We start from the raw sequence: 20,341 nt of genomic DNA on the forward strand, positions 1-20,341 counted from the left end.
ATAGTAGTAAAAAAGATTTTTGGAAATAATAATGGATTTAAGCATACAACTACTTAATGCGCGTATTTCAAAGCAACAGTTAAATGAGCTCGATAACGACTTTAAGCAGTTAAGCCCTGCTCAGCAAACTTTGCAGCTTAACCATTTATATGACAGCGCCCAACGGTTAAGTGTTAAGTATGACTTTATGCAAAACATAGCAACGCGGATATTAAGCTCTAACACAGCGCCTTCTCCATTTATTAATCAACTCACTAATATTGACGCATTGAGCTTTTTTACCCCTGCGCTGAAAGTAAATAAAGGCTTTTTAGTACAAGATACACAAGGAAATAACGTACTGCACAATGTGTTTAAGCATGCCGATGCGACAAAGCTGCCATTTAACTATGTGCGCTCTTTGATGTTGTTTGAATCAAATGATGAGTTAGCTAAAGCGCTGGCGCAGCCCAACTCTCATGGCTTGACAGCGGTTGCCTGCTACATAGCCTATGCAAATAAACCTAGCACACCGGTAAAGCATGAATTTTCAGCTTTGTTAGCATTAATGGAAATAGAGCAAAAACAAAATCCTAACGCTAAACAGCAGCTTGCCAACGTAATAAAAGGGCAAAAAGTTAACGAGACCACAATTTTACTGAGCGCCGCTTACTTGCAACGCTCAACGGCGCAAGTTGCTCACTTAATCAAGGCGCTTTAATTCACTCACAACTTCTGTACGCACACTGTCTATGGCATGTGTAATAGATTGTGCAGCACTTTGGTGATCAACCATATTTGGCCAATTTGTTTGCCAGACCTTTTGTAAGTCTTTTGTTTTTAAATGTACTTTATCAACGGCTAAGTAGCTTAAGTCATGAATTAAGTTAACTTTAACCCAGCCTTTTCTGGGGCTGCCATCTATTTTGTTATTATCGTAATGTGCCGCAAATACAATAAGCTCAAGCTCGGCTAGTTCTTGTAAGATTTGAAAGCTAGCAATGCGTGTATTGTTGTTATCTTCACTTGCCTCCATCCGCCATGCATTATAACTAAAGCCTATAAACGCAAATACTACGCTCGCTATAGCAGTGAAAAAATACGAACGGGGCGCCAGTACAAACTGACCATATTTAGACTCTGACATATTATTTCCTAGGGCCTGTTTATCTTTCGAGGTTAAATTTGCAGCAGTATGTTTGGTATTTAGGCAAGCCAGAGCCTATGCAGTGTGGTTATTTCCCATAAATAGGCGATAACGTGGAATAAATGCCAAACATACGCTGCCCGAAGGGTTCTGCCTAGGGGCAATTTACTCTTTGTTGCCTACATGGATGTAGGTAAGGGGCGTGAGCAGGACGCGGAAGCTTTGCTCGGTTTTTACTTAGCCTACTAGGTTACAAACCTCACGCCGCGATTAAATCGCACCTAGATTGAACAAATTTTAATTCTGAAAGGTCAACAGGCCCTAGTCATTTAAGTAATATTCAACACTGGTTACCACTCTTATATTTTTTATTTGCGGTGTGTTTGAATCTCGATTACTGATACTAAATTGCCCTTGGCGAGCTGTTTTTATTTTGCCTAATTTTGAATTAGAGTCTTTAGCAAATTTATTAGCGACTTCACGCGCTTTTTCAGTTGCTTCTTGCACCATCGCAGGCTTTACATCATTGAGGCCAGTAAAGATGTATTCAACTTTTGTTTCGTAGCTATCTTGCACTATTGCGATATCTTGTTTAGCAAGCTGGCTCACTTTGCTCAGCGCGTTTTGCACTTTATCTGGCGCAGCAGAATAAACAATAATATTTGAGCGCACTATGTATCTAAATTGTTGATTTTCATTACTGTATTCACGTGCTTGCTTATCAATAACTGACTGGCTACCTATTGTTATTTCATCATCGTCAAAACCATGGAGTTTTAAAAAAGCAGTTACCGCATCATTTTTTTTCTCAACTCGGCTTACTAATTTTTCAAGGTTATTGTCGGCATCACTAAATTGCAGAGGCCAAATTACCGTATCGGCTATTACTTCTCGCTCGGCCAATCCCTTAACCTGCACAGTACGTTCCATCCCTTTCACACTCAAAGCGGTACTTTTTAAAATAAACCCTAAGCTAATTAAGCCTATACTTAAACAAATAGCCGCTATAACAATGTAAAAACCGGGGGTTTTATTCACAATAATCTCCTTGATTGATATCAATAATAAGCATCGAGACGCTCGAAATAACACAGTAAACAGGGTACATTGAGACTATAAATAACGCAAAATTTAATCAGCCTAGGAAAAACCATGAGCCTTAAGCGTATAACCCAATTTTTTAACCCAAGCTCAGTGGCCGTTATTGGCGCCTCTAACATATCAACTCGGGCTGGTTTTGTGGTTATGCGCAACTTACTTCAAGGTGGCTTTAAAGGGCCGATAATGCCTGTTACTCCAAGCCATAGCGCAGTACATGGCGTACTTGCTTACCCTTCTATTGCTGACTTACCAAAAGTACCTGACCTTGCTGTTATTTGTACTAACAAAAACACCTTAATTGATATTATTGAGCAGCTTGGAGAGCTTGGCTGTAAAACGGCTATTGTTATTGCCGATGGGCTATCTGGGGAGCAAAAAAGCGCGCTTAAAGCATGCGCTCAAGCCAAGCAAGTTACTTTACTTGGACCCAATTGCTTAGGCTTGCTGATCCCTCATATTGGGTTAAATGCGAGCTTTTCACATACCGTGGCAAGCCCAGGTAAAATAGCATTTGTATCGCAATCAGCAGCAGTATGCTCAACCATTTTAGATTGGGCTAAAAACAAAGAAATTGGCTTTTCATATTTTGTATCAGTAGGCGATTGCCTTGATATAAACTTTAATGAACTACTCGACTTTTTAGGTCGTGATGCTAAAACCAAAGCTATTTTACTCTACATAGATAACATTGAAGATATTCGTGGCTTTATATCAGCAGCAAGAGCCGCAGCCTTTAGTAAACCTGTAATTGCGATTAAAACAGGTAAAACAACTGCGGGCGCACTTGCAGCCGAAATTCACACCGGCGGAAAGCAAAGCTCTGACGCTGTTTACGATGCGTTATTTCAACGAGCGGGTATGCTGCGTGTAAATGATTTACGAGAGCTATTTGCAGCGACACAAACACTCGCCATGCATCCAAAATTATTAAAAGTAGAACAACTGACAATTTTAACTAATGGTGGCGGCCCGGGTGTTATGGCTGTTGATGAGCTTATTCAAAGCTCCGGTAAATTAGCAGAGCTAAGCATTGAAACCCGAAATGCGCTAAATAAAGTCATTCCACAATCAGAAACCACCTCAAACCCTGTGGATATTTTTGGCGACTCAGCACCTGCGCGTTATAAGCAAGCATTAGAAATTTTACTGCACGCAAAAGAAGTTAAAAACTTACTGATTATCCATACTCCCTCAGCGCTTGCACCCAGCGAAGACTACGCCAACATTATTGTAGAAACCTTACAAACATTACCCAAAATGGCGCGCCCTTACGTTATAACTAACTTTATGGGTGAAGACGCATCTTACGCTGCCAGAAAAGTGTGCTCAAACAACGCAATACCCACTTATCGTACGCCCGAAGGGGCTGTTGGCGCATTTATGCACTTGGTAACGTATCGTCGTAACCAAAAGCATTTAACGCAAACACCTGAGTCGAACACTGATGACGCTAAAATAAATAAGGTGGCAGCTAGAACTCTTATTAATGAGTTTTTAGATGATGGACAAAGCTACTTACCTACTCATCAGGCAAGCCAAGTATTAAACCACTATGGTATTAAATGCATTCAAACTGAAGTGGCTTACACCCCAACAGAAGCCAAAGAGCAAGCCATTGAGCTTGGTTTTCCAGTCGCGCTGAAACTTATTAGCCCAAGTATTGCTTCGAAGTCTGAAGTAGGTGGTGTGGTACTTAACTTAAACGACGCCAACGAGGTTGAACAAACTGCTTTTGCGATGCTTATCCGTATTAAAAACACTTATCCGGATGCTGTTATTGAAGGGTTTTCATTACAAAAAATGGCGCCGCGAGCAGGCGCTAATGAGCTGCGAATTGCTATTAAAACCGAGCCTAATTTTGGCCCAGTTATATTATTAGGTGAAGCAGGCACTGGCCTTGAATATGCACAAGCCGCCGTTGCTCTACCTCCACTGAATATGAACTTGGCAAAGTATTTAATTGCTGCAGCGCACGACAAAGGCGTATTAAAGGAGCGCATACTCCCCGAAAAAGTTGATAAGTATCGTTTATGTGCACTGCTAACGCGTATTTCTCAGTTAGTTATTGATCAACCCGATATAAGCTCAATGGAACTAAATCCTATACTTGCCAGCAATGGACAGTTTTTAGTGCTCGATGCCACTATGACACTTAACCGCTATCAAGCTCAGAGCAATCGTAAGCGCTTATCTATTCGTCCCTACCCTATTGAACTTGTTGAAGTGGTAACACTTAAAAACGGCACCCAAGCTACGCTCAGACCGATAAAACCGGAAGATGAACAAGCTCATAAAGTATTTGACGAGTCACTTAACAAAGAAGACAGATATAAACGCTTTTTTGGCGAGCTTCCACAGTTTAACCACGATCAACTCGCTAAAATGACCCAAATTGATTACGACCGTGAAATGGCGTTTATTGTGTGCCAACGCTTTGAAGGTAAAACCCGTACACTGGGTGTGTCTCGCGTCATTATGGACCCCGATAACCTACATGCTGAGTTTGCTATTGTAGTACGCTCAGACTGCCAAGGCTTAGGGCTTGGTCGTATACTAATGAGCGCTGCAATTAATCACTGCAAACGCCAAGGTGTAGAGTCGATTGAAGGCATAACCTTACCAGAGAATACAGGGATGATTGAACTTGCCCGTAAGCTAGGTTTTAAAATTAGTCGCGACTTTGAAGAAGGCAGTATTAACATGGTACTTAAACTTAAATAATGAATGAACCGCAAACGTTACGCCAAAAAATGGCTTGCCTGTTTGAAGGTACAGGTCAATATCAACGCTCAGGGCATATTCTTGATATTGCGCTCATTAGCATAATAATGATTAACGTTGTAGCCATTGTTATTGAGTCAATCCCAAGTGTGGCAGAGCAGTATTACTACGAATTCTTAGTTTTAGAAATTGTATCGGTCGCTATTTTTGCTATTGAATACTTAGCCAGGCTTTGGACCTGTGTAGATAAAACACAATATGAAGCAATGGAAGGCTCAAACAGTAAACGCAGATTAAAGTATTTTTTATCACCACTTGCGTTAATCGACTTAATAGCGATTTTGCCAAGTTTAATGATGTTTTTATTTCCTCTCGATTTACGTTTTTTACGCATACTCAGATTATTAAGAGTATTTAAACTCACTCGCTACTCACGCGCCATGCAACTACTTTTAAAAGCCTTTAACGATGAAGGTAGTTCATTAATGGCTGCTTTTTTTATAATGGCCGTTGTGCTTATTTTAGCTTCATGCGGAATTTATTTAATTGAGCACGATATACAACCCGATAAATTTGGCTCTATTCCTGCGGCTATGTGGTGGGCAATGGCAACACTAACGACCGTTGGTTATGGCGATGTAGTACCTATAACGCCATTGGGTAAGTTTTTCGGTGGCGTTATCACACTACTGAGCATGGGTATGGTCGCTATTCCTACCGGATTACTGGCGTCTAGTTTTTCAGAACAGATACGTAAACGGCGTCAGTTTTTTGAAGACGCAGTGCACGAGTCAATTCAAGATGGTACACTTAATGATACCCAACAAGTACACCTAGAAGAGCTACGCCATAAGTTAGGCTTGAGTAAACTAGAAGCTAATAAGGCCATTAAAACGCAGTTAAATGAGCATAACAGCCATTTGTTTTGCAGACACTGCGGTAAAAGGCCTTAAACAAGTACTGCTATGATTAATTAAATATATCACTCCAATCGCGATTAATAAGCGCGAGTACTTCGGTATTAGGTACCGGTTTACTAAATAAATACCCTTGGAAATGCTTGCACCCTCTCGCCTTTAAAAAAGCAAGTTGGTGCGAGCTTTCTACGCCCTCAGCGACACACTCTTTGCCTAAACTATCTGCAAGCGCGAGTGTTGATTGGATAATGGCCTCATCATCAGAGTCTATGCCTATGTCTTGTACAAAGCTTCTATCTATTTTAAGTACATCAATAGGGAAACGCTTTAAATAAGTAAGTGATGCGTAACCTGTACCAAAATCATCCATGTACAATCTACAACCCAACTTTTTAAGTTGTTCCATGCTGTGCAGCGCTTCTTTTGAATCACGCATTAATATTGATTCGGTTATTTCAAAAACAATTGCCTCAGATGATACACCTGAATTATTTAACGCTTTTTTAATTTCAGGTACGAGTTCTTTAAACTCAAAATCTAGTGCTGATAAGTTAATAGATAAATACAGGTTAGGTGAGGCTTTTCGCCACTCTTTTAACTCCAATAAAGCGCGCGCAAAGGTCTGCAGCATAATTTTTGTAATTAAGCCTATCCCCTCTGCAGCCAGCGAAAACTCTTGAGTTTGTACTAGTTTATTTTCGGGCCAACGCAGCAGCACTTCAAAGCCTTCTGTTTTTTGGCTCTTAGCATTAATAATAGGCTGATAGTAATTACAAAACTCTTCTTCTCGATACGCTCTAGTAAGCTGAGATTCAAGATGCAGCGCTCTTTGAACATGCTGGTTCATCTCTTGCTTATAAAACTGGTAGCGCCCTTCTAAAGAGTCTTTTGCATGATATAACGCTATGCTCGCAGCTTTTAAAAGTGCGGGGCCTTGCTCTGCGTCATCTGGCGATATCGACACACCAATACTTAAATTAACGTTTACAACTTGGCCATTAATCGCAATATTTTGATTCACGCAATCCATCAATTTAGTACATATTATAAGTACTTGCTCTATCTGATGAATATCTTCTACTAACACGACAAACTCATCGCCACCAAATCGCGCAACACTATCCGATGGTCGCAAAGAGCACTTTAAGCGCTCAGCAACTTCTTTAATTAGCTCATCAGCCGCTTCGTGCCCTAATGAGTCATTAAAGTATTTAAAACGTTTAATATTGATATGTAACAAAGCCACTTTGCATCCATGCAGTTTTGCTTGTTCAAGGGCGTGTTCAACGCGGTCATTAAATAATGTACGATTTGGCAGCCCAGTTAAGGCATCGTAGTTGGCCAATAGGTGCAGCTCGTTTTCAGCTGATTTTTGTGCGTTTATATCGGTTAAAATAATGACATAACTATTAAGGCGCTGCTCGTTATCGGCCACTGCACTTATTTTCACAAGTACATGACGCGATTCACCATTAGCTAAAACCACACTGTCTTCGCACGAAAAATGCTCCCCAACAGATAGCTTTTGCATAATGCGTAAATAATCAAAACGATTGCTGCGCGATATACCTAAATTTAAAGTCCGGCTAGATAGCGACTCAGCGGAGAAGTTAAAGGCGGTTTGCAGTGATTTATTAGAAGCCCGAATATTTAAGTTTTTATCGAGTATAAACACCCAATCACGTGTTTGCTCAAATGCTGCCGTAAATAGTAAAGCATGCTCTTCAAACACCATCTCACGGGTCATATTTGTATAAGTACCCGCTACTTTTTGTGGAGTTTTATCATCCCACTCAACTACTTTTCCAAAGTCCTTATACCAGCGCCAATAGCCTTTTGCATGGCGCAGGCGGTAGGTACAATTAAAGTAGCCTTTATCGGTAGATAAAAATTCAAGCCACTCTAAGCGAAATAGCTGTTTGTCCTGCGGATGAATTTTAGATAAATATTCATCAAGGCTTACGGTTTCATTTTCGTAGCTTAACTCACTCGCTAAGCGGGGTTGGTAAATGCTTGGGTTGCTCGACTCCCAATCCCAGACACCCGATTCGCTGCCTTCAAGTGCTAATTTTAAACGCGCTTCGCTTTCTTTACTTTCTTTATTTGCTGCCAATAAAATACGCTGAATTTTATTACGGCGCATAACCCACATAGCAACAAAACCAATAAACAGCATGGCGTAAAGCACCATAAAATAAGGTGCACGCCAAAGCGGATACTTTACTTTTATTTTTAAAATAGCGGGCGAGGTATATTCGCCAGTCAGGGGGTCTTTAGCCCAAACTTTTAATTGGTAATTACCTGGATTCAATTTTGGAAACAATACGCGGTTGTTATTTCGAGTATAACTTTTTTGTCCGTTATCGAGTTGATACTCATAAATGATGCGTTCTTGATTACTAAATGCCATGGCCGAAAATGCCACTTCAAGCCCAATATCATCATGGTTTAACACAACCTCGTTGAGAGGCTGTTTTAAATCAAGCGATAGATCTCGTGACATTAAATCAACTCGCGTAATATTTACGTGATCAATAAGTGATTGGTAATTTTGGTTTTCCATTGGGTGAAAATAAGTAAAACCTTTTAAGCTACCATACGCAATATGGCCATCTTTGAGCTGTGCCATGGCGTTACTATTAAACTCAGCAGAGAGTAGCCCTTCTGACGTAGAAAATTGTTGAAAATGAAGTGTTTCTGGGTTTAATCGCCAAATGCCTTTATGGCTACTCATCCAGATCATGCCATCATCATCTAGCACCATATCGTAAAGCAATGTGCCTAATTTATTCTTCTCTAAATCGATTGTATGTACTAATTGATAAGTAGATGCGTCAAGGCCTATCAAGCCAAAATTAGAAAGTGATATCCACAATATATTGTTGTTATCAATTAAATAAGAAAGCACGCTAATGGCTACGTTTTCGTGCTGCTTTGGCACTTTGTAAATCATTTTAAGTGCTAAATCACTTGGGTTTACTTGATATAAAATTCCAGCATTAAAAAATAGTGGCGAATCTGGTTTATTGCTCAGCGCAGGTAAAAAGCCATGAGCTAAAAAGGGTTCAAACTGGTCAAACTGGCCACCCAGACGCGTTATTACTTGAGAATCTATATTGTATATAAATACCCCATGATCTGAGTGCACAAAGTATAGATCGCCATTTGGCATGAGTGTAACGCCATGCACTCTACCAGTAATCAGCTCTTGATCAGCAGGGTTATGCACTTTTGGTTCGCTAACTTGATGCGTTACAGGGTCAAAAATAAATAAACCACGGTTTGTATAAAGCCATAAATTATCTTTATAGGGCGTTATTTCATATACGGTAAACTCAGTGGTGAGTAAGTCGACTTTGTAGTCTTTTAAATAAGCTTTACCAATATTTGTTTTTAAATCAACCTCGGTAATACCGTTATGCGTTGCAAGCCAAAGCTTGTCTTTATATTCGGTAATCCCCCAGATAGAGTGATGTGATAAACCATCCCCCCCGAGCAAAGTGCCATCGACATTATTAAAATGATAGCTGTCGTGAGATAAGTAAAACGCTCCATCAGTCTTAGTCGCAACCCATGTACCACCCGATTTATCTTTAGCCATATCAATAATACTGGTATCGGCAAGTGTGTACTTACTTTTGGCTATTCGAGTATTTTTAATCAGCTCTTTTGTGTTTAAATCAAATTTAAACAAGCCTTTGTCGGTAGCTAAATCTATTGTTCCGTGTTCGTTTACTATGCTCCAAACATTTAAGTCACTTAGTAATACCTTACTTTTAAAAGGTAAATCTGGGCGTTCAAACATTTTTGATAAGTTACTAATATCAACTTCGTATAAGCCTTGTACCGCCCCTACTAACAACTGTTTATTTTCACCTAATGCGAAAGACTTCACATTATTTTGGTAAATATGCTCAGCTTCACCTTTTAAATGCTGTAGAGGTCTAACTTGCTCGGTGGCAATATCAAATACGTATGCACCATGGCTTGTACCTATAAATATATAACCATTGTAGGCAAACAGCTTTCTCACAAGGGTATTTTTATATTTAGCCGGAAGCTCAAAAATAGTTGTTATTTTTCCGGTTGCGATATCAAGCTTTGCAAAATCGCGGCCTCGCCCAATCCAAAGTGTTTTTTTATCAACGGCCACCATACTAAAAACAGACTGATTGATAATTTCTTCTTCACTGGTCGGTTTTTCTAGAAATTGCTGATATGAATCTGTTACGGGGTCGTATCTAAACAGGCCTGCAAGTAAAGAGGCTATCCAAATGTGCCCTTGAGGGTCTTGGTAAATACGATCGATGATCGCCTCTTCTAACTCACCATTAGGGCCGTTTATTGGAATAACTTGATAGCCATCATAACGATTAAGCCCGGCCTCTGTCGAAAGCCAAAGGTAACCGTTAGTGTCTATAAGCATTGTATTAACGTAGCTTTGTGATAAGCCTTCGCTAGGAGATAAACGTTTTACTTGTGCCCCTACTTGGCAACTTAGAATAGTTATTAAAACTACAAAGCAACTAATGATCCCATTAACGTATTTACTCATGCTTATTCCATATTATTATTTATTATTATGGGTACTCTAGAGCGACTATATTTCGATGTTTGTAAGTATCAAAAAGTACTTGTAAAGCAAGAGTATATGTTAACACCTGGTTAAAACCAATAGCACAATATAAATCAGCTACGTTTTCATATGCGAAGGTCTTTATCTCTCTATTTTGCGACTTTAAGAGTGTTGAAAGCAATTGTTTTGCAATCCCTTTACCGCGATGTTCCAGCGCAACAAACATGGTAGATAAAAATAAAAACTCTGTTTTATCTTGTAACCTACATGCTGCCACTATTTCATTATTATAGTAAGTAACCCATACCTTATCTTGTTTATTAGCACGCCCTCTTACGCTGTGCTTTTTGTAGAATTTATTCACAAGTGGGGCTTTTAGTTCATTTAACACTTCAACTTTATACATTTTTATATCGATATTTAGCTAAGCATTAGCGCTAAATACTGTTCAAATTTTTGTTTCAAAACCATTTGCTCTGCCACTGGGCGGCTGTGGATTGTGTTGTAAACTTGCTCTCTCGTTTTTTTATTACGCTTAATTTGATACGCCCAAAAAGACGCTTCATAATCTAACTGAATTTGATATTTTTCTTCACGTGGTAATAGGCATAAATTAAAACTCACAATACTTCCTCATTCGCTTTTAAGATTATTTGATTCCCCCTCTAAACTGGGCAAGAGGTAATCTCCTTGTTATTATACGCGTCTTATTTTATTTATTTCTGTAGTAATTGGAACTGATAATGAATAGACATTTTAGTATCTTGTTATTATTGGTAAATTTATTTTTTAGTGCCTCTTGTTTTAGTCATCAATACAACCTCACTTTTAATCGTCCGCAAAGTACACCTCAAGCTGATTATGCCTTAGAGCTATTAAAGTTAGCATACGCAGATATCGGTTTTAAAATACATATAATCGATTTTAGTCACCAAAATGCTTTGCTCGCTGCAAATAATGGCGTACTTGATGGGCAGTTAGGAAGAGATGCAAGCATTGAAGAAAATTACGAAAACTTAATTAGAGTCGATTATGAGCTATTTAAGTTTGACTTAGTATTATATAAAAACTGTTTACCTAACAGTTTAGAGCAGCTCGATAGCGTCGCAATTGTTGATGGCTACCCTGTGCAAGAACATTATTTAGCAAGCACACAGTTTGCAGGGAATATTATTAAAGTTAAAAGCATGAATACCCAACTTAATTTGCTTGCTCAGAAAAAAGTACAGGGAGCTTTAATGATTAACTTTATAATGCAAAATAATGAGCTCCCGTCACCTCAAGGCTGTTTTGTAAAAGAAGTATTGAGTACTCATCCGCTTTATCATTATTTAAATAAACGTAATGAAAACTTAGTAGAAAAGCTTAAAGTGTCATTAATTAACCTAACTAACAATGGCACTGTGTACGCACTAAAAGCCAAATATGGATTGAGCTTTTAAAAGTCGAACCCTTGCTGCTGCGCCTGTGTGCTTGGCACTGCATTTTGCTGCTTTTTCTGAAGGTAGCGCTTGTAGCGCTGCTGGCACAAACTAAGTACCTTCTTTTTTTGGTCGTTCGATAAGGTATTCCACGAAAAGCGCTCATCCCGACTACGATAACACCCTTTGCAATACCCTCTGTTGTTAACTAAGCAAATACTTTTGCAAGGACTTGGAATATCAAATATTTCAATTTGTTGCATGCATAAGTACCGCCCAGTTGAAGAGGAGGTATTAGTATAGCGTTATTTTTGAGCAAAAAAAAAGCAGCAATTTAATTGCTGCTTAGTTTTTTTGAGCTGGGATTATTAATACTCACAGCTATTGGTATTTATCTCTGTTTTACGGTGAAATGGCTTAGCGTACATGGCCAGCACTAACGGTTTTAACTCTTCTGGTACACAGGCTAAACGCTGTTCAAACGTCGCTGTATCTGGAGAGTCTATTACCGCCTCTTTACAGCCACCAGCAATGTAATTACCTGGGTGCAAATAAAACGAATCTACAATTTGCCTATCAATTGTTTTAGCAAGCTCTTCAGCACTATCACATTTAGATTCGATTGGCTGTCCAAATGCTAAATGCACATGCCCTTTAGCTGAACTAAAACCTTCAACAATACTGGCAATATCTTCACCCGCTGACTTAATATATTCACCATGATGCTGTTTATGATAAAGCTCTTTAGCCTTAGCAATTGCACACGGTTCATATTGATAAGAAATAGAAACAGGCACTATTTTTAACTCTTTAATATAATCGCCAAATTCTTTCTTTTGTTTACGTCCATTTAATTGCAACATTTTTAAAAGGGCTGGATCTGTTTGATCAAAACCGTCTTTTGCACGCCCTTCTTTTTGTGCAATCCAAATAGAATTTCCACCGATTAAAGAGTCATAGATATATGACGATAACTGGGTTAATGCTTTTAACATTTCTTTTGGTGCTTTAGCAGAGCGCTTAACAATGAAGCTTTTATTTAAACGCATAAGCTCAGTAATGTAAGGTATTTGCAATAAATTATCACCAATAGCAATACGCACTGTTTTCATTTTATGCTGATATAAACCCCAATTAACTAATGCAGGATCAAGCACTATGTCTCTGTGGTTTGAAATAAATAAATAAGCCTGATTAGCGTCTAACTGATCTAGCCCAGAAAAGGTAACTTTTGATGTGGTGCGCTTCACTAGTTTATCTAAGTATTGCGCCACTTCATTTTGCACATCTTCAACGGTGCTTACTTTACCCCATTTTTTGCGTAACTGACTTCTTACTATTGGACGTGCAATAAAAGGCACTGCCGATAAAAAGCGCGGTAAATTATACTTTGCTATTACATCAATAAACGCATCATCGTTAATCAAACGAGTAAGCGACGCCGCAACTTCGTCGTCGTTGTATGGGCGTATATCTGCGTATTTATCTTCTAATTCACTCATTACTACATCTACAATGTTAAAAAACGGCACGCTAAAGGGCACCGTTTATTTCTATATCCGATTATAACTCAGCCAATCTAAAATGCGAAATAACCAAAAAAACGATTTTTTATTTTAGCAACTTGCTTTAAAGCCGAGTTTAATTACCTTCTATGACCATAGGCTTGCTTATAAGTGCAAAAAAACTGATCAGTCTAGCAAAATACCATGTTCTCAATCTGCTAGTGGGCAGACCACTACTACATAGCCCTCTAATCATTTGGTAGTAATACCATTAACAAAGCCTTTCTTTCGTAGTACCTTAAGCCCATATTTTAGACTTTTGATGGATCGTAAGCCTCTTTTTTACGATTTTAACTCTTTCAGATCCACTTATTTTAGGGCTCATAATGAACATTACTATTCTTGATAACGCAACGTTAGCTAAAACATCTCTTTCGTGTATAGAACAACTTGGTAAATTAACGACTTATGAACTTACCAGCCCAGAGCAAGTTATTGAGCATTGCCAAGGCGCTGATGTATTAATCACTAATAAAGCAGTTTTGAATCGCGATACAATTAGTCAGCTAACACAGCTGAAATTAATTTGCGTAAGTGCAACCGGTACTAATAATGTTGATTTAGAAGCCGCTAAAGAATTTGGTATTGCCGTAACTAATGTAGCTGGCTACTCAACCCCTTCAGTTGTTCAACATACATTTTCTTTAATTACTAACTTACTGGGTAACACCCACCGCTATCAGGCGGATTGCCAGCAAGGCGCATGGCAAAAAAGTGAAATGTTTTGCATACTCGATTACAGCTTTAACGACTTGCAAGGTAAAACATTTGCCATTATAGGCGGCGGTACGCTAGGCAAAGGCGTTGCTAAAGTGGCTGAGGCATTTGGCGCTAATGTTATTGTTGCAGAGCGTAAAGGGGTTAAATGTCGCGATGGTCGTACGCCTTTTGAAGACGTCATTAAAACAGCCGATATAATCAGCGTACACTGCCCGCTTACAGATGAAACACGTGATTTAATCGCACTTAATGAGCTTAAAATGATGAAGCCAAGCGCTATAATTATTAATACAGCACGTGGTGGTATTATTAACGAAGCCGACTTAGCAACAGCGCTTGAGCAAAACCTAATTGCTGGAGCGGGTGTTGATGTACTAACTAAAGAACCTGCTGAAGCTTCAAATCCACTTGCTAATTACACAGGCAATAACTTATTACTTACTCCACATATTGCATGGGCAAGTACTGAATCTATTGTGCGTTTAATTAATGAAGTAAGTTTAAATATTGCGGCATTTAGTAAGGGCGAATCACGCAACCGCTTGGTTTAGTCATTTTATTGTAGTAATCAAATAAGCTAAAAAATGGCTGTTTTTACTAATATATTTAATATTTTATTAGATAAAAGCAGCTTAACTCACTTAACAGACTGATTCATAACAACTTATCAATATGGTCTACTCTTTGCTTTAATACAGTTAATAACCAATTAAAAATCTTATTAAGGTAAATAAAAATGAAAAAATCACTTTTAGCAGCCGCTTTAATTGCTCCATTTTTAACAGGCTGTGTTATTGCCGTGTCAGATGGCGAAGCTGAGACTCATTGGGCAGGGAAAAACTCATCAAGCTGGCAAGCACAGCATAAAAATAATCGTGAAGTTATATCGGAGCTAAAAATGGATAGCAGCTATCAGTCTGTTTTAACGCAATTAAAAACGCCTAATTTCACTGAGCTATTAAAAAAAGATGATGATGTATACCAAGTACTTTTTTATGTAACGCATAGCAAGCATTCAGATTCAAAAACAACAAAAGATGAATGTACGCCACTTGTATTTAAAAATGATAAGTTAGTGGGCATTGGTGACACCGCTTTAGGTATGATCACGCAGTAACCAATAAAAAATGTTTGATACAAAAACGCCAATATATGAATATTGGCGTTTTTTGTATATTAAGTTTTTAGCGTGCGACTATTCTATCTCGCCCTGCATCTTTAGCGGCATATAAGCCTAAATCGGCCTCTTCTAACAATGCTTGCTCAGCATACACTTTACCACTTTGTGTAGTGGCAATACCTATACTTATAGTGATGTGGTCTGCATTTAATGAAGCTTTATGTTCTATATTCAAAGCATTTACAGCATTGCGTAATTTATTAGCAAACTCCATTGCCTCATGCTTATCAATTCCTGGTAGCACAGCAGCAAATTCTTCTCCGCCATAACGAGCAATAAAGTCACTGCCACGTTCACATTGAGCTGCAAGTGCTTGCGCAACATTCTTTAAACACTCATCGCCAGCACGGTGTCCGTAGCAATCGTTGTAACGTTTAAAGTGGTCTATATCCATAAGTAACACCGATAGCGGTGTTCCACTTCGCTTGCTGCGGCGCCATTCTCGAGATAAGTTTTCATCAAGGTAGCGTCTATTTGGTATTTCAGTTAAGCCATCTATCGAAGCTAGCATTTCTAGCAAATCATTTTTTTGCTTTATGAGGAGTTGGTTGCGCACTCTAACGCGAACAATAGAAGGACTAAATGGCTTGGTTATGTAGTCCATTGCACCGAGCTCTAAGCCCTTTGCTTCATCATCATGGCTACGATTGGCTGATATAAATATAATAGGAATAGACTGAGTTATTGGGTTTTCTTTAAGCTCCACAAGTACTTGATAGCCGTCAATTCCAGGCATAATTACATCAAGGATTATTAAATCAACTTGCGCTGTTTTTACAAAGGTCAGTGCTTTTTCGCCACTTTCAACTAAGAACACGTCGTGTTCTGCTTTAAGTGTTTTTTCAAGTACTAATCTATTGATTGGATCATCATCCACAATAAGTACTTTAGCTCTTTTCGACATCCCTAACCCCTAGCCCTTTTATAAAAACAATTACCTGTTCTAGCTGTATGATAAGCTCTTGTAGTGTAATCTCAATAGGCTTATTAGTTGTTTTAAGCGTTCTTTCACACAATAAAGCACAATGTGATAATCGTCTAAAACCTAAATTACCTGCTACACCCTTGATACTATGCACTAAACGTACCAAATCATCCTTATTGGTTGTTTCTTCTAGTTGCGATAGCTGGGTTTCACACAAGCTAGCAAACTTATCAATCATCGTATTAAGTAGCTTTTCATCCATACTAAACTGCGTTAAAGCAAATGATTTTTCAAAAAAGCTTGGTTTAACTAAGTTTAAATCAGCAATTGCATCAATAAGTACTTTAGCAACAACCGGTTTAGTTAAATGTTTATTCATGCCGCACTTTAAAGAACGCTCTACATCAGCAGGCTCGCAATGAGCCGTTAAAGCAAAAATAGGCAGTTGCTTTGCGTCAAACTGTTGACGAATCAAAGCGGTTGCTTGACAGCCATCGATTTTCGGCATTTGCACATCCATCAATATTAAGTCAGGCTTTAAAACTTGCAATAATTCCATACCAATTGATGCGCTCAAAGCCGTGACAACATTTACGTTTGCTTGGCGCAGGACACTGCTAATTATTTCTAAGTTAAGCTGATTATCATCAATTGCTAATACAAGTAGACCCGATATATCAGCTTTACTTTCAGTTGCACTGTGAACTGCGGCACTTGTATTAACTATAGGCTTTTGCTGAGAGTTCAAACTAAATAGCCTTTGCCCTAATGCCGATGCTTTAACGTGATGCGCAGCTAAGTGCTCGCTTGTCGGTAAATTAAGTGTGTGCTGATGATTAATAATAATTACCGATGTTTCTTTAGCTGATAACGAATCATTAATCGCTTCAACATTTAAAAGTGCAGGTAAGTCAGCTGCATCAATTATTATTTTTTGAGTATTAGAGAGCTTAATTGGGTATTTTAGTACCTCATCTAAATTAATATTAGCAAGTTCGTTATATGCATTTGTCACCTGCTTAAGCTCTTTACTTTGATCAGATAAAATAGCCAATGTATTAGTCGGTAACACTGTGTTTTTAGTGGTATCAACTAAAAAACTAATACTGAAATAAAATTCGCTGCCGTGGCCTTTTTTACTCTTTAAAGCAATCTCCCCACCCATTAACGATACTGCATGTTTAACAATAGCTAAACCTAGCCCAACCCCTTGGTGTATGCGGGTTGAAGATTCATCACCTTGAGTAAAAGCATCGAATAAGCGACTTTGATCAGCTTCATCTATACCCATGCCAGTATCGATTACTTTAAAGCAAATATGCTGTTGCTCTAGGCTATCGCTTTCAATAAGTTCCATTTTTAAAGTAATGGAACCTGTTTTTGTAAACTTAACGGCATTAGTTAATAAGTTACCTAATATTTGCTGCAAACGTATACTGTCGCATATCAAATCAGGTGCTATTCGCGGGTCAATATCAATAAAAAACTCAATACCTTTTCCTTCGCACAATGGAGCCGTTAAGCTTTCACAAATATCCACCAGCTCAACCATGCTAAAAGATGCTTGTTTTAAATCGGTTTGCGAACCTTCAATACGCGCAAAATCAAGCATTCTATTAAGCATTAATAACAAGCTTTGTGCTGCATGCTTAGCTTGATCCGTTTGTTGTAATTGCTTTTGCGTTAAGCCTTGCTCAATTAACATATCAAGCAACCCTAAAACAGCGTTCAAAGGGGTGCGTATTTCATGACTTAAATTGGCTATAAAGCGGCTTTTAGCTAGGGTTGCTCGTTCGGCATCTAGTTTTGATTTAGTTAAGGCACTCACATCCTGAATGTGTATAACATAATAAGCTGGATCGCGGTTTTCATCCCAGACAAGCGATACACTTAGTTGCAACCAGCTTGTTAAGCGCCCTTGAGCAAGCGTTAAATGATATACGCGTTTTTTGTCATCTAGCAATTGCGCTAAAGTGCTTTTTATTTGCTGCCATTGGGAGTCATCAAATAATGCTTTCAACTGCTCCCCAACTAGTACTGGCTGATCAGAAAACTGCTTTCTTGCTGCTTTATTAACTTGTAATATTGTGTGCTCAAGCGAGAGTAAAACCACGCAGTTAGCCGCAAATTCAATTGCACTTCTAAATTTAGATTCAGATGATTTTAAGGCCAATAATGTTTGTTGCTGCTCGGTAATATCGCGGCCAATACCCATGGTTCCTAACAGGTGTTGGTGCTCGTTATAAAAAGGAGCAATAGTAAGTTGATACGATTTTGTATCAGTTTCTATTCGCTGTTCAACACTATTTCTGTTTTGTAATACTTGTTTTTCAAGCGCATTTATTTGCTGATCATTGTCACCTAAATCATCTACATATTTACCAACTAATGCAGTTTGATCTTTACCGATATACGCCTCAAATGCTTTATTGCATCCTAAGAATGAACCATCAATGTTTTTAAAGTAAATAAGATCTGGCACACTGTTTAGCATAGTGTTGAGTAAAGCTAAGTGGCGCTCTTTGGCTTCGTAACTGCGGCTTAGTTTTTCTGATTGCAGCTGAACTTGGTCGTCCAGAGCTTTATTTGCACTTTGTAATGAATCAACTAACTGTTTGTTTTTAGTAAATACACGCTTCACTTTAGAAAACCAAGGTTGCCAGCTCAGTGGTACTTTGTAATTTAGCTGCTCATCTTGTTGTGTACCGTTACTCTCAAGGTATGACATTAAGTGAGTCATCGGCTTTATAAAAATGCGCTGACTTAACCAAAAAAACACGCCAAACATAATACTTAAAAATAGCGTTAAAAAAGTAAACTCTAGTAATATCTCATACTTAATTGAGCTTATTAATTGGGGTTTGTGCTCGTAAAATGCTGCGTGAATAGGTAACGCATCCATAGGCTGCATAAAGTAATTACTATCACTAGTTAATACTGTTTTTTGACTCTGATGATTGGCCAAGTCTGGCCAATAATTTTTTAACGCAGTCGCTTGCTCTATTATCTGTTTAGAGCTGGCGATAATTTGATGCGATTGGTTCATAAAAACGTATTCACCACTGTTCGGTGACACCTTTTTTAACCATCCAGAAATTGCTTGAACATCATAAATTAAAATAATGTAATCGGCTGAGCCTGTGCTTCGTTGTCGACCAATAGCAAAATACGAATTGTCATTCACTTTAACAATAGGACTTGAAGTAAGTTTGTTTTGCGCAAATTTTGGCTTAAATTTTCCATTTAAAATTTCAGTAAGCATAAAACTTTGGCTTTTGTTGTGCCTGCTTACATAAGCAAAACCATTATCATCAACATACGCTACAGCAGATAACGACTGCATTAATGCAAGCGTTGTATTAAACGAAGGCCCTAATGTAATAGCCTGCTGCCACTGCATTAATGCCTTAGCAGATAACGCAAACTCACCTTTACCTACAATTTCCGTACTTTGATCAATAAAATGACGATAATAGTAACCATCATATTGATTTATGCCTTCGAGCAAATCTTGGTTTATTTTGGGATAAGTCGCTTGCTCGTATAAGTTAAACATGGTGGTAAGTAGATTACTCACCGAGTCCATCCCGTGAGTAACCTGTGCTGAAACATTTGTAAAGTCAGCTTGGCGTTTTTCAACCGTCCGCTCAAGCTTTATATTATATAAGTGCAAGCACAGTAAAAAAGCGACAATCAATGGCACTAACAGCGCAATAAATAATGAACGATAGTAATGCTTCAGAGGTAAAAAATTCAATGTACTGCCTGCCATTTGGCTCGAAAATCAATCGATAGACTATCGAGCCAATTTGTTAAGCGCAAGTTATAAATTTTCTTCTGCAAATGACGCTAAGCGACTACGCACAACACCGTTGAGGTTTATTGTTGCGCTGCCTTCAAAGTTTTTAAAGCGCTCTACTATGTACGTTAAGCCCGATGTTACTGGCGTTAAATAGTTACTATCTATTTGCGCCAAGTTACCTGTACAAATTAATTTAGTACCTTCGCCGCAGCGAGTAATAATCGTTTTAAGTTGAGATGCCGTTAAATTTTGGCTCTCATCTAAAATCACCCCCGAATTGATATAAT

General features: G+C 38.5%; 15 protein-coding genes and 1 pseudogene. 6 read left to right on the top strand and 10 right to left on the bottom strand.

From position 1 onward, the window contains the following. The first annotated feature begins 31 nt into the window (after positions 1 to 31). The gene (locus GQR47_RS12105) at positions 32 to 700 is read left to right on the top strand and encodes a hypothetical protein (protein ID WP_165723838.1); all 669 of its coding nucleotides are present in this window, start codon (positions 32 to 34) and stop codon (positions 698 to 700) included. Here GQR47_RS12105 and GQR47_RS12110 read toward each other — a convergent pair. Both GQR47_RS12110 and GQR47_RS12115 read right to left on the bottom strand, forming a co-directional pair. Then, positions 683 to 1,126 (bottom strand): hypothetical protein, encoded by a 444-nt coding sequence (locus tag GQR47_RS12110; protein WP_039488311.1) that lies wholly within the window; start codon positions 1,124 to 1,126, stop codon positions 683 to 685. The two genes, GQR47_RS12105 and GQR47_RS12110, sit on opposite strands and share 18 nt — an antisense overlap. Positions 1,127 to 1,447: 321 nt before the next feature. Further along, entirely contained in the window at positions 1,448 to 2,164 is a 717-nt protein-coding gene (locus GQR47_RS12115) for an SIMPL domain-containing protein (protein WP_002962579.1), read from the bottom strand. A 114-nt stretch (positions 2,165 to 2,278) separates the two neighbouring features. Between GQR47_RS12115 and GQR47_RS12120 the strand changes: the two genes are divergently transcribed. Both GQR47_RS12120 and GQR47_RS12125 read left to right on the top strand, forming a co-directional pair. Further along, positions 2,279 to 4,948 carry a bifunctional acetate--CoA ligase family protein/GNAT family N-acetyltransferase gene (locus GQR47_RS12120; RefSeq protein ID WP_165723839.1) on the top strand — a complete coding sequence of 890 codons (2,670 nt, stop codon included), beginning with the start codon at positions 2,279 to 2,281 and terminating at the stop codon, positions 4,946 to 4,948. Continuing rightward, a complete protein-coding gene (locus tag GQR47_RS12125; RefSeq protein ID WP_165723840.1) occupies positions 4,948 to 5,901 on the top strand; it encodes an ion transporter in 954 nt (317 codons plus the stop codon). Before GQR47_RS12120 ends, GQR47_RS12125 begins: the two co-directional genes overlap by 1 nt. A gap of 16 nt (positions 5,902 to 5,917) precedes the next feature. Here the strand turns inward: GQR47_RS12125 and GQR47_RS12130 are convergent, their stop codons facing one another. From GQR47_RS12130 to GQR47_RS12140, 3 genes are read right to left on the bottom strand one after another with little or no spacing between them, the layout of a single operon-like run. Then, on the bottom strand, positions 5,918 to 10,420 hold the full coding sequence (locus tag GQR47_RS12130) for an EAL domain-containing protein (protein WP_165723841.1): 4,503 nt from the start codon (positions 10,418 to 10,420) through the stop codon (positions 5,918 to 5,920). Between the two features lie 25 nt (positions 10,421 to 10,445). Next, a complete protein-coding gene (locus GQR47_RS12135; protein ID WP_165723842.1) occupies positions 10,446 to 10,847 on the bottom strand; it encodes a GNAT family N-acetyltransferase in 402 nt (133 codons plus the stop codon). A 14-nt stretch (positions 10,848 to 10,861) separates the two neighbouring features. Continuing rightward, positions 10,862 to 11,065, bottom strand: coding sequence for a DUF3283 family protein (locus GQR47_RS12140; protein ID WP_024596204.1), 204 nt, complete (start codon positions 11,063 to 11,065; stop codon positions 10,862 to 10,864). Positions 11,066 to 11,184: 119 nt separating this feature from the next. Here GQR47_RS12140 and GQR47_RS12145 point away from each other — a divergent pair, with 119 nt between their 5' ends. Continuing rightward, complete coding sequence (locus GQR47_RS12145) at positions 11,185 to 11,883, top strand: transporter substrate-binding domain-containing protein (RefSeq protein ID WP_165723843.1); 699 nt, start codon at positions 11,185 to 11,187, stop codon at positions 11,881 to 11,883. Here the strand turns inward: GQR47_RS12145 and GQR47_RS12150 are convergent. Together GQR47_RS12150 and GQR47_RS12155 are read right to left on the bottom strand one after the other, a co-directional pair. Then, positions 11,880 to 12,125: a DUF1289 domain-containing protein gene (locus GQR47_RS12150; protein WP_008170756.1), complete on the bottom strand. Its 246-nt coding sequence runs from the start codon at positions 12,123 to 12,125 to the stop codon at positions 11,880 to 11,882. The genes GQR47_RS12145 and GQR47_RS12150 overlap by 4 nt on opposite strands. Positions 12,126 to 12,230: 105 nt before the next feature. After that, on the bottom strand, positions 12,231 to 13,364 hold the full coding sequence (locus GQR47_RS12155) for a 1-acyl-sn-glycerol-3-phosphate acyltransferase (protein ID WP_165723848.1): 1,134 nt from the start codon (positions 13,362 to 13,364) through the stop codon (positions 12,231 to 12,233). Positions 13,365 to 13,753: 389 nt separating this feature from the next. Between GQR47_RS12155 and GQR47_RS12160 the strand changes: the two genes are divergently transcribed. Together GQR47_RS12160 and GQR47_RS12165 are read left to right on the top strand one after the other, a co-directional pair. Continuing rightward, on the top strand, positions 13,754 to 14,698 hold the full coding sequence (locus GQR47_RS12160) for a D-2-hydroxyacid dehydrogenase (RefSeq protein ID WP_165723844.1): 945 nt from the start codon (positions 13,754 to 13,756) through the stop codon (positions 14,696 to 14,698). A gap of 185 nt (positions 14,699 to 14,883) precedes the next feature. Continuing rightward, positions 14,884 to 15,264: a DUF3192 domain-containing protein gene (locus GQR47_RS12165; RefSeq protein ID WP_024596200.1), complete on the top strand. Its 381-nt coding sequence runs from the start codon at positions 14,884 to 14,886 to the stop codon at positions 15,262 to 15,264. Positions 15,265 to 15,331: 67 nt separating this feature from the next. Here the strand turns inward: GQR47_RS12165 and GQR47_RS12170 are convergent, their stop codons facing one another. The 3 genes and pseudogenes from GQR47_RS12170 to GQR47_RS12180 form a co-directional block, all read right to left on the bottom strand. Next, entirely contained in the window at positions 15,332 to 16,231 is a 900-nt protein-coding gene (locus GQR47_RS12170) for a diguanylate cyclase (RefSeq protein ID WP_024605076.1), read from the bottom strand. Continuing rightward, a complete protein-coding gene (locus GQR47_RS12175; protein WP_206016103.1) occupies positions 16,215 to 20,024 on the bottom strand; it encodes an ATP-binding protein in 3,810 nt (1,269 codons plus the stop codon). Before GQR47_RS12175 ends, GQR47_RS12170 begins: the two co-directional genes overlap by 17 nt. A gap of 51 nt (positions 20,025 to 20,075) precedes the next feature. Further along, a pseudogene (locus GQR47_RS12180) lies at positions 20,076 to 20,333 on the bottom strand (PhoH family protein); the annotation flags it as partial. Positions 20,334 to 20,341 lie beyond the last annotated feature (8 nt).

Source organism: Pseudoalteromonas sp. Z1A2 (assembly GCF_011378755.1).
GTDB classification, from domain to species: Bacteria; Pseudomonadota; Gammaproteobacteria; order Enterobacterales; family Alteromonadaceae; genus Pseudoalteromonas; species Pseudoalteromonas distincta.

Excerpts from the sequence above, each read along its gene's own strand:
- GQR47_RS12105 (WP_165723838.1), top strand. The coding sequence starts at position 32 with ATGGATTTAAGCATACAACTACTTAATGCGCGTATTTCAAAGCAACAG.
- GQR47_RS12110 (WP_039488311.1), bottom strand. The coding sequence starts at position 1,126 with ATGTCAGAGTCTAAATATGGTCAGTTTGTACTGGCGCCCCGTTCGTAT.
- GQR47_RS12120 (WP_165723839.1), top strand. The coding sequence starts at position 2,279 with ATGAGCCTTAAGCGTATAACCCAATTTTTTAACCCAAGCTCAGTGGCC.
- GQR47_RS12125 (WP_165723840.1), top strand. The coding sequence starts at position 4,948 with ATGAATGAACCGCAAACGTTACGCCAAAAAATGGCTTGCCTGTTTGAA.
- GQR47_RS12130 (WP_165723841.1), bottom strand. The coding sequence starts at position 10,420 with ATGAGTAAATACGTTAATGGGATCATTAGTTGCTTTGTAGTTTTAATA.
- GQR47_RS12135 (WP_165723842.1), bottom strand. The coding sequence starts at position 10,847 with ATGTATAAAGTTGAAGTGTTAAATGAACTAAAAGCCCCACTTGTGAAT.
- GQR47_RS12145 (WP_165723843.1), top strand. The coding sequence starts at position 11,185 with ATGAATAGACATTTTAGTATCTTGTTATTATTGGTAAATTTATTTTTT.
- GQR47_RS12150 (WP_008170756.1), bottom strand. The coding sequence starts at position 12,125 with ATGCAACAAATTGAAATATTTGATATTCCAAGTCCTTGCAAAAGTATT.
- GQR47_RS12155 (WP_165723848.1), bottom strand. The coding sequence starts at position 13,364 with ATGAGTGAATTAGAAGATAAATACGCAGATATACGCCCATACAACGAC.
- GQR47_RS12160 (WP_165723844.1), top strand. The coding sequence starts at position 13,754 with ATGAACATTACTATTCTTGATAACGCAACGTTAGCTAAAACATCTCTT.
- GQR47_RS12165 (WP_024596200.1), top strand. The coding sequence starts at position 14,884 with ATGAAAAAATCACTTTTAGCAGCCGCTTTAATTGCTCCATTTTTAACA.
- GQR47_RS12170 (WP_024605076.1), bottom strand. The coding sequence starts at position 16,231 with ATGTCGAAAAGAGCTAAAGTACTTATTGTGGATGATGATCCAATCAAT.
- GQR47_RS12175 (WP_206016103.1), bottom strand. The coding sequence starts at position 20,024 with ATGGCAGGCAGTACATTGAATTTTTTACCTCTGAAGCATTACTATCGT.